The 17043-nt window shown below is 38.8% G+C and carries 8 protein-coding genes; all 8 read right to left on the minus strand.

Annotation, left to right across the window (positions count from 1 at the left end; all coding sequences use genetic code 11):
• Positions 1-4: 4 nt before the first annotated feature.
• Positions 5-316: a hypothetical protein gene (locus IYN84_RS06225; RefSeq protein WP_196138286.1), complete on the minus strand. Its 312-nt coding sequence runs from the start codon at positions 314-316 to the stop codon at positions 5-7.
• A 304-nt stretch (positions 317-620) separates the two neighbouring features.
• Entirely contained in the window at positions 621-3407 is a 2787-nt protein-coding gene (locus tag IYN84_RS06230) for a PKD domain-containing protein (protein ID WP_196138287.1), read from the minus strand.
• Between the two features lie 807 nt (positions 3408-4214).
• Positions 4215-4544, minus strand: coding sequence for a hypothetical protein (locus tag IYN84_RS06235; protein WP_210330305.1), 330 nt, complete (start codon positions 4542-4544; stop codon positions 4215-4217).
• 954 nt (positions 4545-5498) lie between these two features.
• Entirely contained in the window at positions 5499-5924 is a 426-nt protein-coding gene (locus IYN84_RS06240; protein ID WP_196138288.1) for a hypothetical protein, read from the minus strand.
• Between the two features lie 9 nt (positions 5925-5933).
• A complete protein-coding gene (locus IYN84_RS21645; protein WP_196138289.1) occupies positions 5934-6500 on the minus strand; it encodes a polymorphic toxin type 24 domain-containing protein in 567 nt (188 codons plus the stop codon).
• Between the two features lie 179 nt (positions 6501-6679).
• Positions 6680-7657, minus strand: coding sequence for a transposase (locus IYN84_RS06250; protein WP_196138290.1), 978 nt, complete (start codon positions 7655-7657; stop codon positions 6680-6682).
• 366 nt (positions 7658-8023) lie between these two features.
• Positions 8024-8320 carry a hypothetical protein gene (locus IYN84_RS06255; RefSeq protein ID WP_196138291.1) on the minus strand — a complete coding sequence of 99 codons (297 nt, stop codon included), beginning with the start codon at positions 8318-8320 and terminating at the stop codon, positions 8024-8026.
• A 4-nt stretch (positions 8321-8324) separates the two neighbouring features.
• Positions 8325-16988 carry a polymorphic toxin-type HINT domain-containing protein gene (locus tag IYN84_RS06260; RefSeq protein ID WP_196138292.1) on the minus strand — a complete coding sequence of 2888 codons (8664 nt, stop codon included), beginning with the start codon at positions 16986-16988 and terminating at the stop codon, positions 8325-8327.
• Between the last annotated feature and the right edge of the window lie 55 nt (positions 16989-17043).

Below are 17043 nucleotides of genomic sequence, written 5' to 3' on the forward strand. Positions count from 1 at the left end.
CTAACTAAAAATCCTGATATACATAATTCACTTTCACATGGTCAACGCTAGTGCAATCAGGTACAGCAACTTTGACAACAGCCTTAGTATTAGCAGCAGCCAGCAATAACGAAAACCATTTATCAGCACTGACATTGTCATGATCAAAGTAATAGTATCGACTCGAAGGTCCTTTGGCTGCACAGGGATCATTTTTCAGCTTAAAAAACACTCCCCCGCTATTTGGATAGATTCTTGCGACTTCTCCAGCGCCGGTTTCGGCAAATGCTGTCGTTACAAAAGAGTAAAACACAATTAATGATATGAATTTTTTCACTTGATTTTCAACCTTTCATTGATTAATACGTTAGTAAAAGTTCAAACTCCAACTAACTTGCCAAATAGTTTGAATCTCGCTTACATCAATTTTTACTTTTGCTAGCTCATTCTTGTTCGAGGAGACACTTTACATCCTCCTTGGATACTTTGAATCTCTGATTTAAAGTATCCATCAAATCAGAGCAGATTCACTCTCCGCCCTATTATTCATTGATTCGCAGCCCATTATCCCACCCTATCTTCCTCAGAAAAAGCATCTACCGAAAACAGAAAATATCGGAGATGTTCCTCCCCGACATTAATTAGATTTCTGTGGTTACAAATAAATAATATTGATTGCTTCGCTGCGCTCTAGCGAAAGTTATAACTTTTTTCTGTTCATCGTTATAGAAGATTCTGTAGCTTTCTAGCCTTGAATTCTCAACCTTTGGTAAGAATACATTCGCATTAACCTCGAGAGACTCAGCATCATATAGGCGAAATAAGTGATTAGCAGATAGCAGAGAGCCACTATCTCCCGCGAAGGAGCTAGAAAACAGTACAGCAATTCGATTACCATCAGCATGTGAATCAGATAGATAGTTGTTCACTGGCAATCTTCCGATTTCTTCAATAGTGTCAGCGCTATTGGTGTTTAGTTTGCTTATTTGACCACATTTATTAATCGTTGAATCTATATCTTCTAAGACCCACATATCAAAGCAGCGACTAGAAGAATCACTAAATTCAAATGACTCCATGAGTTGAGGACTTTGTTGTGAGATGTCGTATAAGTGAATAGTCCCTCCCATAGAGATAGCTACCAACCAATTGCTATCCAATGAAGCTCTAACTTGTCGAAATGGCGAGAGCCCAGTATCGATTCCGCTTATTTGATTTCCACTTGATAGGTCCAGGTAGTCATATGATTGCGTGTAGTCGTTCACATAAAACAAATAAGCCGTATCGTTGTCAGCTAACGCTATTTTCGGACTATCAGCGTTAATCGAGTAAATCTGTTCAACAGCCATATCGATCAGGTTAATCAGCAACAGCTGACTTGACGATGACAGCGCTATTTTATCTTTTGCTGGATTTAGACTTACATATATCGCATCTGCAGGTACCTCAAGAATTCTTTTCTCGCGACTTTGCAAATTAAACGCAACAAGTGAACCTTCGTAGGTAAGATATATCATAGAGTCTAGACTCTCTGAATAGTCAATATGGCGGAAATTTGAATATTCGAGTGGTTCGATATAATAATCTTCATCGCTTGACACTTGAATCAATACACTCGCTGCTGTACTGCTCGCCAAACCATTGTTTACAATTAGGTCGATAGTATATTCACCTTTGACATCAGGAGTTATACTTGTTGATGCTGATTCAGGTTCAGATAACACCGCCTGACTTCCTGATGGAGCCTGCTTAACTTCCCAAAAATAGTTCAAAGCAAGACCTTGGAAATCAAAGCTATTAACTGCGCTCAATGCTAGACTTTCTCCCATATTTGCTTCTATCTCAGAGGTTATTACTGCTACAGGAGGAAGGGCTGAATAAACCTCAATGTCAGGCGTATAACCGATAATGATTCTTTTCGTACCTTCATAGTGATATTGATCTCTAGCCCAGAATAACGTTTCTCCGTTAGCTCGATAGAAAACTTTTCGTCCTAAAAAGTTCGAATCAAAAGGTAACTCTTCACGAGAAGTCTCTGAAAGTGTTTCTCGATCAAAATAGACAATTTCGTCGGAGCTTGAGTCATAAGAGTTGTAGATCAAGGAAATCTGTCCGTTAAGCATTGATATAGAAGTCGCCGAGTACTCAAATGGAAAATTGTCTGAAGAATGCAAGTCAGTACTAGGACTGTCCGAAAGCTGAAAAATATTACCGCAACTAGAAATAACTTCAGTTGCTTCACTATTTAGATAAGCTCTACCGCAGGTACCGCTATTGTATTCTTCATTCGAACTAACAGGCATCGGCACAGAAGATGACACATCAAATCGTTCAATTTTAAGTGGGTAAGAATTGTAGACACTAGTTAATAATATATCTTTTTTATCAGGAATGACGATTATATTACGATAACTACTATCTAGACTTTTCCGATCAAAGAGCTCACTTGTATTAAAGTCAAATGAGTACAGGTTTGAATTAACAAGTAGATATATAGACTCGTCGACCATTGCTATACTTTGAGGTTTTAGTTCCGAAGCCGAAGTCTGAAAATGTTTTTCGACTACCCCTTTTTCAATATCGATGATACTTACAAAGTCAGAATGACCAACAACAATTCTAGAAGCGTCATTAGAAACACCAAACGTAAAACTTTCTTTTGGTAGCTCAATGACTTTGAGTTGTTGCGAAGAGATTTCAAAGAAATATAAATTGTTATTTTCGCCTAGAAAAACCAAGGTATCTTTTGACTGAATAAACTCTGACTTTACAATATCGGTATCTAGCTCAACTAACCTGAAGCGATGCACATTTATACTGATTTCTTTTACGGTTGACACTCCACTGTTATCGGTCACCGTGAGTTGTAACATGTAATCACCCGCTTTATCAGGAACAAATGAAACAATATCGGAAGTCGTTGAATCAAGCGAAACAGCACTCCCTGCAGGCATGCTAAGTAACTCCCAGTTAAATGTAATCACATCTCCATTGGGATCATACGATTCGCTAGCATCAAACACTCCCTTTACAAAAACACCTCCGTAGTCACTGGTAATATTAATGATTGGTGCTGTATTAATACCGTCAATCTTAGCGCTTTGCGTCCTGGTCCCTTCGCTATCACTTACAGTTATATCAAATCGAAAGGCACCAACTCTATCTAAGGTCAAGTCAAAACGCCTATCCGTAAACTTCGTACCCAGTAGAGAGCTTCCATTTGGAACACCTACTATTTCAGTCAGAAAGGTAACACCTGTTCCATAGCTACCATAATTGATATCTACCGATCGAGTTTCTCCGACAGGCATTCTATTAAAAGACAGTCCCATAACTCGAGGGGTCAATGATTCTGTTTCGCCCGCGCTGCTACTACAGCCAACAATATAAACGAGTGAAATAGCGAAGATAAGAGAAAAAAAACGCACAGCAGTACTCCAACAACAAATCACGGCCAACTTTTTGATGACTTTAACCAAGTCATCTACATATTCTTCGAAAATAATTTTTATCTAAAAAAACGAGGATATTCAATTCAACTCTCTGATGTAGCAAGCTTCTTTGAGGAGCTGACCGCCGAAGAAAGCCTCAATATTCACTGACTCTCACGCAACTCATTGAGTATGTGGACAAATCCATCTGAGCTTGACACTTTTCTTCAGACCAAGGATTAATCACAATGAAACGACAAAGTGCCAAGTATCTCTAACTTTTATCTCGATTTAATTGATTCTAATCAGCAAAGAGTGATTAGAACGAAATCAGTAAAGTCAGGTGGAATCTTGAATTATGGAGGTAGTCAGGCACTGATATTATAAATAGCGCTGGAGCTGAATATCCTTATTCAAAGTTAAAATATGACTATTAGCAACTTATTTGCTGGTCATATTTCCGTCTAATTTTAAACAGCGGTACAATAATTGACTTCGACAAAAATCTCAAGGTTCGATTGAGAAAAATGTCAATTTTCACCAACTCAATTGACTCTAATAAATATGTTGCTTTTCTCCGACTCTCTGGTCAAGGGTCAGAATTCTTACTCAAATTGAGCCTTGGTAAGCGAGCCATATTTCATCCTTGAAATGTTTGGTTTGTTCATTTTTGTATTTAAAACGCGATTATGCAATCAGCAAATAGATATTGTGAGTTGAGTTATTGTTGTTTTCTTTGTAAGTAATCAACTATCAAAACAGAGGGAGATCAGTTCAGTGCTCTGCCCCCCCCCTTTAACCTTGCTAACTTGCTAGTGAAATGGAATATAACTTACACCAGTTTTTACTACTACCTGCCCACTTTTCATCGGTGAGGCCTTTTGCTACCACTGTGTTTTTAGCTTGATAAGCAGCAATAATTATCGTTAAGTTTGCATTAAAACCCATATCATTTTTGTTAATCCAATAGCCGTAACAATTAGTAGATGGATTTTCTACTTTAAAAATCACATCTCCACTACCGTAGGTGCTGTAAGAAATAACACTATTGATTTTAGTCAAATCAGTTGATTCATTCTCTGAATATGCGTTTGCTGAAAATAGCAAAATAGCCATTGCAAGATATTTTTTCACTTTTAAATCCTATAATTTCGATACTTTTTAGTTAACTAATTTCAATACCAATATCCTGATATAAAAATAAACACTTTTAGACAGCCTTTTTTTCCGAACCACCCTCTTTCAGCCGTCTGTCAAAATTCGGGAAAAGCAAGGCCTAACGGCGCTAATTTTAAAGCAAACAGGTTATATATTGTGGAACCACTCTTAAGGCCTGAACATCTCCTTTACGTCTTAGCCCTTAAATCCACGAAATCAAATACTCTGACCCCATTGATTATTACTTATTGGATGCACTCTATCTTTCTCGAATATCGATTCGAATTATTCTACCCGGAATGGATTTTTCACTTTTTCTGTAAAGTAACAAAAAAAAAGACCTTCGTTAATGGCATATTTTCCCTGAACAATTAATTCAATCAATTTTGAGATATAAAAACAATTTATCATGGGTGTCCCCTTAACTTTTCCCCTTAACTTTTATTCAATCAATTTTGAGATATAAAAACAATTTATCATGGGTGTCCTCTTAACTTTTGCCCCTTAACTTTTATTCAATCAATTTTGAGATGTAAAAATAATTTATTATGGGTGTCCTCTTAACTTTTGGTTATATTGCGGAACCACTCTTAAGGCCTGAACATCTCCTTTACTTCTTAGCCCTTAACTCCACGAAATCAAATACTCTGACACTATCAACTCTTCAGTGTTAACCACCTTATTGTAAAACTAACCCGACCCCTTCCCTAAAAAATCAGCGAAAAATCGTTCACTTTTCACTCAGAAAAAAACTTCAATTTTTTTTCATTTTTTTGCAAATTTCGTCAAAAAAAGGCGATTATAAAAATTCCTAATACAGCAAACGCAATTTTTTTAGCCTAAAAAACAGGCAGATTATTAGCCTTTCTAATAAACATCCGTTTTATTAATGATTTGTGGGCAAAGAAAAAAGCCCCGAAGGGCTCTGGATTAAACTCTTTTAATATCTTGTGTTTCAGAGCGGACTGGAGGCTTCATAATTTTTTGTTTAAACCCTGTTGCAGAAAAAGAAATGTAACCGTGTTCACATTCAATTTTGAAGTCCCACATAGTCATTTTTTTGTTGGGTGTCAGTCGCTCATTGAAGCGCATAATGTTTTCAATAAATAAAAACATAGAATCATTGAAGTCCACATCGACCTTAAATGCAGACACATTCTCAAAAACTAATTCACACGGAGAGACTAAAAACCCAGACACATCACCCTTGTTATCCTTTAGCCACTCAAAGATATAATCAATATCTAGCTTAAGTTCAAAGTTTTCATCTGGAAAAGCTAGGTCATATAGGCGGCAATCATGCCACCCCATATTTTCAAAGTCAGAATCAGACCAAGTTTCTTTAATTTCGACCATATCCAACCTCTAATTACTATCTTTCTTTTCTAAATACTTACGAACAGTTCGTATATCTTGCTGAGTCATCGGTTTAACACCAGCCGCAGAGTTATCTTTATTCCAAAAGGTTTGCCCAGTGTTAGGGTTAGTATTGGGGTAACTCGTTTGAACATGCGGTGTCTCTACCCCCTTGTGAGAAGCTCCATCCAAGTCATAATGGATTTTTTTGTCCTGTGTCTGAATGCGTACTGAATTTTTATTGTTATTTAGTGATTTTAATTCAAGAGCTTGCTCTTTTATAGAAGGAGCTTCTCTCTTTGTAACCCTAGGCTTAGGCATTACTGCTAACAACAGCATTCCACCATGCTTCCCAAATGCCTGAGCGTCATTCCTTGCAGCAGCTTCAAGCGCAGCGTTTCCATTAGCCTTCATATCGCCTAGAACACCATCTATTCTAGCATCCATTCTACGTTTTGCTCCCTCAGGATATCCGGCCCAGCCAAAGAGCATTTCAGGAAAATAACTTACCGCATCGGCTACGGTCAAAACTGAATCATAAGTAAATTCTCCAGGATTATAAGATAAAAAGGACACCCATCCAAATATTAAGCCATAGTAGCAAATTTAAACTATTCAAGAAATATAAATGACTGCTTTATTCAGCGTCGTTGAGTATGCAGGTTGGATTGTCGAGCAAAGCGAATACGTTAATTTTAGGTTGCACAAAACCTCGTCAGAAAAAACGAATTTTTTATGTGTAGATTTGTATAAGATTAAGCAAAAAGCTTTTGGGTGAGAGCCTTTCCTCTAACTCTTTTATTACCTAGTTTTTCTGAGTAGAGAGTTAATATACTCGGAGAGCCAATAGCGCTAAGTCCAGACAGGTCATCTTTACTTTTCATCAGTTCTATAAACTCACTACTTTGCAAGTTAAGTCTTGCTAAAACAGGCGGAATTTCTTGTTGAATCGAACCGCGCTTATTCGGAAGCATTGCGCGACCTAGCCAGTCAACCAATTCAATATAGTCTGATTGTGTGAAAGCTATCGAGTTTTTGTGTTGTTGTTTTGATTGGGTAAGTTTGATTAATGGGATTGGCAATCTATATTTGGTGTTGAGCAATTTTTTTATACGTTGCTGTATGGATGTGTAGTCGGATTGCTCAGGAGTCTTCGCCATTTTTGCACGAACAGGATTAAGGTCAACGTAACTCATTGCGGTTAATACCGCGGCTTCATCGAGCAGCGGCTGGGATTTAAATCGTCCTTCCCAGAACCTCCCCTTACAGTTATCTTCTTTATTCGCTTCTCTGGCTAAATATTCATTCAAGCCTCGCATAAACCAGGAGATGTCCATTAATCGATTTCGCCATTCTTCAATGATATCTTGCGCGACTTGTGCAATGCCATTTGCCTGTGGATTTTTTTGATACTGTTTAACAACTTCGGGGATTTTATAGAGTCTTTTCCAGCGTCGAATAATGTTGGCTTCACTCCAACTGCGTGTCTTTTCAACATCCACTCTGAGTACCAGGTGATAATGATTGGACATCACCGCATAGCTTGCGACTTCAATGGCGAATGACTCGACCTGATAGGCAATGCGTTCAACTATCCAGTCGCGGCGATGTTCATAATTTTTACCGGAAAAATGGTCTTCACCACAAAGAAAGGCTCGTCTCACACAACGAGAAATACAGTGGTAATAAGGCGTCGATTCCAAATCGATAATGCTTTCACGCGCTCGGGTCATGATTGAAATTCCTTTTCAAGCAGCACATAAAGCAAGACTACTCACACAAGTAGCTATAGTCAAATCGATTTTGAGATATAAAATTAATTTATTGTGGGTGTCCTTGATCTTTGTAAAATTAATTTATTTTGGGTGTCCCGGTACTTTTTTCCGGTACTTTTGCTCCAACTGTAAGTCTCTCGAAGCTCAACTCAACATCCTCGATAAGCTATCAACAATCAACTACGTGATTCTAACTATGGTCTGCTCTGGTCTATCTGGAGCACTCCTAGCGTTGGCTATCTTGTAGACAAAGAAAAGCCCGAGGGGGAACCTCAGGCTGGACTTAAGGTCGAACTAGCGGTTACTTTGGGTAGCCGCCTGTGTTCATCTGTTTTTTGGTTGGCTCCAGTAAGGAAGTTTACTCATTATTTCTTCAAGATTTATTGAACTTTCATCTTCAAGTTCTTCAAAAGGAGCCGATAGAGTTAACCTCGCAGAGGCGAGTTTATCTAGTATCTCTTTGTCTTGCATGAATTTGAGAATATCCTCAGCCAACTTCACTTCTTCATTGTCAACACTTGCCATAGCTATATTGTTAAACGAAACAACCATGAGATTAAGGTCTTTTAAAATATCAACAATGTCAGAAGTTGAATACGAAATTTCTGTATTATCTACCATCTGTTTATTTCCTGTTAACGACTTCTTCGTCTTTCAGTTTTACATCACCTTTAACTGTCATTTCTTTTTTACCGGTTAAAGGGTTCTTGACCATTTCAATATCGCTTTTCTTTACGTTAGTTTCTACATAACTATTGCCCTTCCCTTCTTTTATTTTATGCTTTGCTTCAGCTTTTTTGGGAGATAAAGGCTTCTTTTTGGCATCTTCGAAATAGACTCGGTTATTGTCACTTGCTTTAATGGTTCCATCTTCTTTAATCTTGTCTGCCGATGATTTATTAGTGTAATGGCGAACTCTTACTTCATCATCACCGCACTCATTATGAACCCAAAGCTCACCTTCACCAACAGCATAAGTATGGAACTCATCAACCTCAAAGTTATAAGCAACCTGTTGCTCCTTAATAATCTCAAAGCCAACAACTTCAGCCTTAAGACCACCTATAGTCTCAACAAATGCTCCGACCTCAAGCTCACCCGCAGGTAACCATTCACCATCATACAACATAAACGGATGCTCTGCTGTAGTGGTGATAACTTCTATTTTACCATCAGGTAACTTAATGGTTAACTCAATCACTTCCTTATGAAGCTCATCAAACACTGCGTTGACTTTCTTGTCTTTAACTTCGTCAGTTTGGTCGTTCTTAGCTTTAACTAAATCACCAGCTTTAAGGTCTTGAATCTCTCGGAAACCAAGTGGTGTTGCAACTAAAGTTCCGGCTATGAAGCTGCACCCTCCGGTATTACTTTGCTTGTTTACTTGAGATTGACTTTCCGTGTTTTCTGGAGAATCAGTCTTATTCGCAGTGGTTCCTTGGTTATTGTTTTTATGACCGTTTTGAGTAGCCTGTTGAGTATTTTTATTCTTCCCTCGCTTACCCTTGGGTCCAATCTCTCCATTCTTCGCTTTCTCTGCAACGTATATGATTGCAGCCTCTACACTCCCGGTAGCGATTGCAACCCTAATTGTTTCTCCATTTTCAGCAGCCCCTTGAAGCGCGTGATTACCAACAGCTGACTCAAAATCTGCAATCTTCTGTGCATTTTCGGCTGATATGCCACCAGTAGCTACTGCAAGCATTAAACCTAAATGAGCAGCGCTTTCTCCCGGTTCTCTGAAGTATCCCGAAGGGTCTTTAAATACTAGTGGATTGTTGAGCACATAGCTGTAAGGATTCATACTCTGCGAATTCCCAGGACTCTGAATAAACGGATCAACCGACAAGAATCTCCCAAGGTTATAATCGTAAACCCGTCCATTCATATGAATGAGCTGAGCATCATCCAAGTGCTCATGATCTGTATAGCCTCGCCGTGTCTCAAGTCTAAGATCATCAACTACAGATATAAAGTTATCCTGATACGCAACATCCCTTAAAGTGGCCGGCTGCACATCTTCCATAGTTCCTTTACGAGGCTTCCCAAATGGGTCGTAACTTCTATTATCAACAACATCACCATTCTCATCGGTAATGGTTACAACAGAACCGAGACGATCACGATGAACAAAACTCATTTTACTTGTAGACAGACCACCAGCTAATGTGTCAGTGATAATAGTGTCGCCAAGGTATAGCTTTTTCTGAGTTTCACCAGCGTAACTAATAATTTCAAATGTTTTACCGATATATAAAGTGACCTCATCTCCTAGAGACTTTCCTTTTTTAACCTGCTTGTAGCGCATATGGTCTGAACCATAATAAAAATCGCTGGTAATACCATTGCGACTAATACTGACTGGTTTATTTTGCGCATTGTAGCTAAGAGACTTCGCGTCACCTGTTAACAGGTTTCCATTGTTATCATAAGTATAAGTTTGCGTACCTACACCAACTTTTTCTATTGAATAAACAGCATTGGGCCCAGCATTACCAGATGACCTTTCCTTATTGCCATAAATATAATTGTTTGCATAATCGTCTTTAAGCAATAAGTTTCCGACCACATCATAATCATAATTAATATCTGCCAAGGAAACGCCATTGACAACTCTAGTAGAATTTTTAAGTCGGTGGAGGTCATCATAAGTATAAGACTCAATTGAAGTAATAACTGAAGAGCGCATATTCTCTACTGTTTGGGTTTCAAGATTCCCAAAACTATCGTAGGTATATTCAATACGATGTCTTTGTTGTCCTCCATTTTCGGTCTGAGCATAGACCGTTTTCATTTGTCCTGTTTCTGCCCAATATTCAAAACCTTCTGCCAGAACACCATTTGCTTTTTTAGCAGAAAGCACATTCCCTCGGACATCCATGTTAGTAACTTCATGGTAAACATAACCTGTTAACGGATTCTGCGTTTTCGTAGCGAAACCTTTAGCATTATACTGAGTTTCAACCAACAGGTTATTCGGATAGAGAACGCCTTTGACTCGTCCATAATTTCCGTCATAGAAAGTCTTTGTTTTGTAACTAGAACCATCAATATTTGTTATCGTCTCAGAAGGCCTGCAAAAAGAGTCATAGAGGTACTCCTTAGAAAAAGATTCTCCTTCGATTAAATCAAGACGAGTTTCTGTATCTATCGCTCCTTCACATTGAGCATCATAACTGAAAAAAGCTTCTGCCAGGTTGAAGTTGTTAGCAGTTGGCTCCTGGTTAAGATATCGGTATGTAAGCCTGCCCAAATCGTCATAAAGGTAATAATAGACATCACCGTTAGCATCTGACTCACTATATACTTCTCCAAATGGCGTATAAGTAAAATACTTAACACCCATATTAGGATCATCGACGAAGTCTTTTTGCCCCAATGCATTATATTTCGCTCGGATCGAATTACCTTTTGCATCTTGTAATACAATGGGATTACCCATAGCATCATAAGCGTACTGAGTCACAATATCCTGAGTACCGTCATTTTGAGTCGTTTGCACCAGTTTTCCATCACCACTATGGATTCGACTCATATTCAATACTTTAGAACCTCCAGATACAATAATATTTGTCGTATGCTGCTCATAACTGTAGGTAACTTCCATTGACTGATCGTATGGCTGACTAATTGACTTGGTCAGTGGCCTGCCTAATAAGTCATACTCTCCAAAACTTACGCCTTTAACTTCATCGATATCTAAACTTGGAATGGATTCGAAAACTTTTTGCCCAAGCCTGTTGTAAATAACTTTAGTATAAGAAATTGTACCGTCAAAACCTTCAACCCTTGAATATTTCGCCCGGTTAAACATATCCATATACACAGTCGACACCGGGGTTCCCACCTGATATGTCGTTATTTTGTAACGAACATTACTATCAGCGATCCCATCACAACCACCACTACAATTTGAGTATCTTTTATAGGTCGTTTGCCCAGTATTAGTTGGCGGAATGACTTCTTCTACTCGACCAAATGCATCATACTCTGTCCAGGAAGTAACTCCGTTTTGAGTAACAGATAGAGGCTGACCATGGACAGGGGCACTGGTAATTTTGGTCTTGTGTCCCTCTGAATTAGTTAATTCAAATGGAAAATAACCATCGTTGGCTTGATGGAGACCGTTATTTGAATATTGGGTTGAAGTTACACGAGCTTCATTTTCATGTCCTAACTCATAAGTAGAAACCGTTGTCGGTAAACCATAAGCGTTATAGTCAGTATCAACAACAATCGTTTTACTGCTGTCATTAACAGGCAGCAATGACTCGGTTGTTATCAGATCTGGTAGACGCTCATTTGTCCAGGTAAAGGTCGATTTTGTTTTCTTAATCGGATCCAGCGTCGAGTCGTGAACAGTAAAACCAGTTTTAGTTTCATATTGGACTGTAGTGAAATTTAATTTATTTCTCCAATCCGGATTAGTAGTATCAAAATCGAACTCTTTTGTGATTGTTACAGTATTGAAAGCACTGTTGATGTCACTAACTACTTTTTTGATATTTCCATAATTATCCAAGTCGGAAAAAGCAATAGTATTCATTGTTCGAGACAAATACCTTGCGCCTCCTTCTAACGGATAGTGAGTATTAGTTTCTTCTTTCGGCACTATCCAATAGTTAGATTCTGTCGCGGTGTTTTTAATATGATAAGTTATCGATTGATGATTCAACTTATCATTTTCACAATACTCATCATTGTTACTTTCAATACAAGTTCTTATTTCTTCAATTTTTCCTGACTTTGGAAACTTTTGATGAAAATCCGTAACAGATCGCAGGAATTCCAAATTTCCATTTTCATCAAGCTTGGATGGACTATCAACAATAATCGTTCTAAATCCTTGAAAGCCTCTCCCCTGGTTATTAAATACTGCCCCGCGATATTTGTATTGAGTAGGATTCATTTCATGAGCTATACCACTACTGCTGCGATGCTCTGCCACTACCATCATGCTAGAACCAAAATGGAAATAGGCTTGATCATTTGATTGAATATCACCACTAACATAGTCATGATCGGGTTTGTAGAAATCACCATTGTCAGTGTTGTACTCATCACTACCAAGGGGACGGTAGGTCCATTCATCCACCACACCTAGCCCCTGGTTAACACGTTTAATCACATCTATTGCTTCATAACCATTATCACTTGGAGAAGCGCCAATATTTCTATTGATATAAATTCGATTTGCGACCAATGATGGGTCGACGACTTTACCACCGTATTGCTGTGATTCGGTATTCCATGCACAACCTTCAATTTGGCATTCAAAGGTTGTTACGACGTCAGTTAATCCGTTGCCGGTAGCATCTAATGCTATTCGCTCAACTGAAGCTGCAACAATATCTGTGTCTTCAACACGAGTGGAGATGGAGCCATCTAGTGCTTCATCGAAATAAATAGCCTTAAAATTACGCGCTGAAACATCTTTACGATTTCCGTCTATCGGTGAACGCCGGTTACTCATTGAATTGAAGTACGTATTTCCCCATAGTTCATCATCGCACATATACTCTTCAATCCGAGCGGTTGACCCGGGTTGAAAGTGAAATACTAGCGAGCATGCTGAAGCAACAACGTCGCTTGCAAAAAGGAGTTCAGCTTTGCCATCGCCGTTGTAGTCCATCGACATCGTTTTTTCAATTACCGGAAAAACATATCCTTCGGGCTCTCCTGAAGTGTGATAATAAAATTGAACTCGAGTAGGTACGTTAACTCCCAAGTTAATCCAATTACCAGTGAAAGCTCCACCAGTATTGAGCTTCGCTTCCAGCCAGTATTGTGAATTGCCAGAGTTCATGCTCAACCAGTCATCTAATCCGTCACCGTTAATATCATGAAAAAAGTGCGCATCACCTAGGTTTAAACTGTCTTGTGGTACCAGATAGTCTGAAAACTCGTATGTGTCATATTGCAGCTGACCGCCGGTTGAGTTTTTAAACAATATGAGACGATCGGGGTAAGGCATTCCAGGTTGATTTTCACCCGGGCGAGGCAATAGTGAGATAAGCAAGTCTTGCATACCGTTGCCATCCATATCTCCGGCTACTTGTACTTGTTCAGCATATTCAAATAACACGCTAGGATCGTTTTGAGACAGCTGAAATAAGAATAACCTCGAAGCAGTTGTGTACGGCTGAGAGTTATTCTTTGTGTGTGGATAAACATACAGCTTTGGCAACTCCCATTGCGATTCTACGAGCTGAACAATAACGTCAGGCCAACCATCACCATTATAATCGCTGATATTAATTAATTTATCTTGATAAAACTCTAATGAGAATGGCGCAGTAACCCAAGAAGAACTTCCATTCAACTTGATAAGGAACTCTCCACTAGTATTGTCAGATAACTTAAAGAAATCGGTTTTTCCATCTTGGTTAAAATCGACAGTAAGACACTGCTTTCCAAATTTCAAATTCGCACGGACGAAACAGCCGTCTGTTGGGCTCATATGTGTATTGGTAACCTGGCCTTCTGCATTTACCATATAACCAGCTACGTCTGGAATATTGTCGCTATTAGTATCTAATCCTGGCCAGTCTCTAACACCATCGCCGTCTATGTCAGCTTTTGGAACCACCCAACTAATTTTGTCCGCGACATTGGCTGCGACAGTGCTACCATTAAAATTAAATTCAACCGGTTCTAAAACATATTTTGGAGCAGCTTCCTGCCACTCGAATGAGGTTTCCGGAAGACATTTCCACCCACTATTGTTCGCACACTCCTGTACACTTCTCAGCAATGTTCTTCCTGAAGAAAGACTGCTTTTTCCATATACCAATGAGTATTTTCGTATATTAGTACCCTTATATAGAGTCTTGATCGATTTTAGTCGCTTAGTAATACGAGATTTCCCTCCCGCAAGATAAGAAGTTCTATAATCAGTATTTCCCTCTGAATCTACTCTATTCTCATACTCAAATAGTAGATGGCGGTCACCTTCACTAGGCCCATATCCGGTATAAGAAATCTTTCTTAAGGTATATTCACCTTTGCCATGATAGTTGTAGTAATAAAATATGTTATTACCAGACAAGTCTTGAGTCTTTGAAATGGCCCAGGTCAATGCCATGCTCTTGTTTTCAAGCTTCTGAAAAGAGTTAGCTGACTTCGAAGCATCTCCATACCAGCTGGACTTTCCTTGCTTATCGACCACGAGAAAATAGGTTGAACTCCCGTTTATGTTTCCATGCTGCGTCACCGTTATAAAGCTATCTAATTCGCTTTTATATTTAGCTCCACTAACCCCGTACTCAGATCCTTCTACCAGAATTAACTTTTGGCCATCGATACACAACCTGTCACGAGAAGAGTCAAATTGGGGAGAAGAAGTAAACCCATCCTGCGCTGTAGTCGCTGCACAACGGTGAATGTTTGAACTAGCATTTAAACTCCATCCTATACCAGCAATACCATTACCACCTCGTGAAGAGTAGCTCAAAGAAACATTCGGTTGTATTCCATTTCTTCCTGGAGGAATAGCTATGGGAATATTATATGTAGATGCTCCTCCAGAAACGCTAGCGCCACCTTCCAAAGCACCTATTGATTCTTGCTCAGGGACTGTTTGTGAATCTAAAGGAGAATCAGCAATAACAAATTCAAAAGGATTGCCTATGAAAGTTGAGTGTTCGGTCGAGTTGATTGATGTTATTGCAATAGACTGTTCCTCAAAGTTTTCATCGTAAATAATCAAATCCAAGGAACCGTCACCGTCAAAGTCCTTAAATAAATACTTATAGTTATCAGTCAGAGTTGCCAATGCGTTGTTAAACTCTGACTCAGTAATCTTCTCAAGCCATTGTTGCCCGCCATTTTTAACAAGTCTGAAGTATGCATTTCCGTCACTGGCTACTAAATAGATATTTCCAGCATTATCTACATAAACCTGATAACTTTTTTCTTCAATAGTAAAGGCCTCTAATACAGCTAAATTAAAGCTCATACTAGATGGAACAGAATAGTTTTTATCTTCAATTGCTATTATTGATATAACATAGTTTTGATTACCCTGAGAGTTTAATGTTGTTCCAGAAACTCTCCCTGTAGTTTTGTCTTGCTCCATCCAATCAGGTTCGCCAGCAACATCAAAAAGTAAAGTAGCTTGTTGTATCGTTGATGGGGTGAACTCGTACTGACTTCCTTTGTAATAGTAAAGCTTAGGGCTGCCAAAAATCTCTGGCTTAGTCACCGGCGTCTGCAAACTAGTCACAGCACCTGATGAATTATGATTAGTCACATTATCATCGTCCGCCGAAGTCAAAGCCGTCAGCTGAATACTCCCGCCAGAAATAACCGCCTTATAAGCCGCTGCACTCCAGTCAATATTCAGAAAACCATTTTCCAGTGTTTGAACAAGTTCTCCGGTATTACTTAATATGTAAGAAGTCGCACCTTTCGATTTACCTTGTAAAAAGATTTCATCAAAACCGTCACCGGTTAAGTCTCCAATAACCACTTCAAAATTATCCGGGCTGGCATCAAATTCAAAAGCACCCATTTGCGCAACACGATTTGCATTCCAGGAAACAATGGCATTGTTAACCGCAGGGAAAGTGACAATTGGTGTAACGATATCACCATGCAACATGATAATTTTTTTCTTACCGAGCATTAATAACTCATCACCCGGATTACTATTAAAATTACCGACAAAAATTCCGTAACTTTCCTGACTCCAATCTTCGATTTGGGGAATATCTGAATGAGTCGTTGACCAGGCTCTATGATAAGGGGAAATATATTGATCATTTGGACTTTGGGGAAAGAGTCCGGTTTGATCACCTTTATTAATTGGCTGAACAAGAATATCTAAATTGCCATTGCTAAAAAAAGTACTGCTCTGGTCTCCATTAAAATCACCTGTAATTTCTGTATGAGTTGAACCACTCCAGTTAAAAGGTTTTGCGTATGCTTCATATAAAACCTTTGTACTTTTTAGTGCTTGTGACTCATTGACTTGTCCCAAAACCTTAAGGTTAAAAGTGTGAGCCCCAGCCGATACATTAAGAGTTATAGAGCCATTTTCTTTACACCCTTGGCTCTCTCCCAAGTAATAAAGACAAGGCGGTCTGTCTATTGGAGATAAATCATCTTCACTGAAACCTGTGCTAACTGAATGTCCATGCCAGCTTACCTGAATACTACAGGTAGTCTGCGCACTGTTTTGCGGTATCTGACAACTGGTTATATTAATATAAGGGTCGCCAAAGGCAGATACAGAGCCTGACGCAGCCAGTAACATCAAAGATGTAATGGACATCCAAAATTTATTCATTATTTTCCCCAAAATAAATATTTCTATTCTGTGTTTTTTAAAACTAACCTGGTAA

Origin of the sequence: Aliikangiella sp. G2MR2-5 (assembly GCF_015687155.1) — a bacterium.
Taxonomy (GTDB): Bacteria; Pseudomonadota; Gammaproteobacteria; order Enterobacterales; family Kangiellaceae; genus Aliikangiella.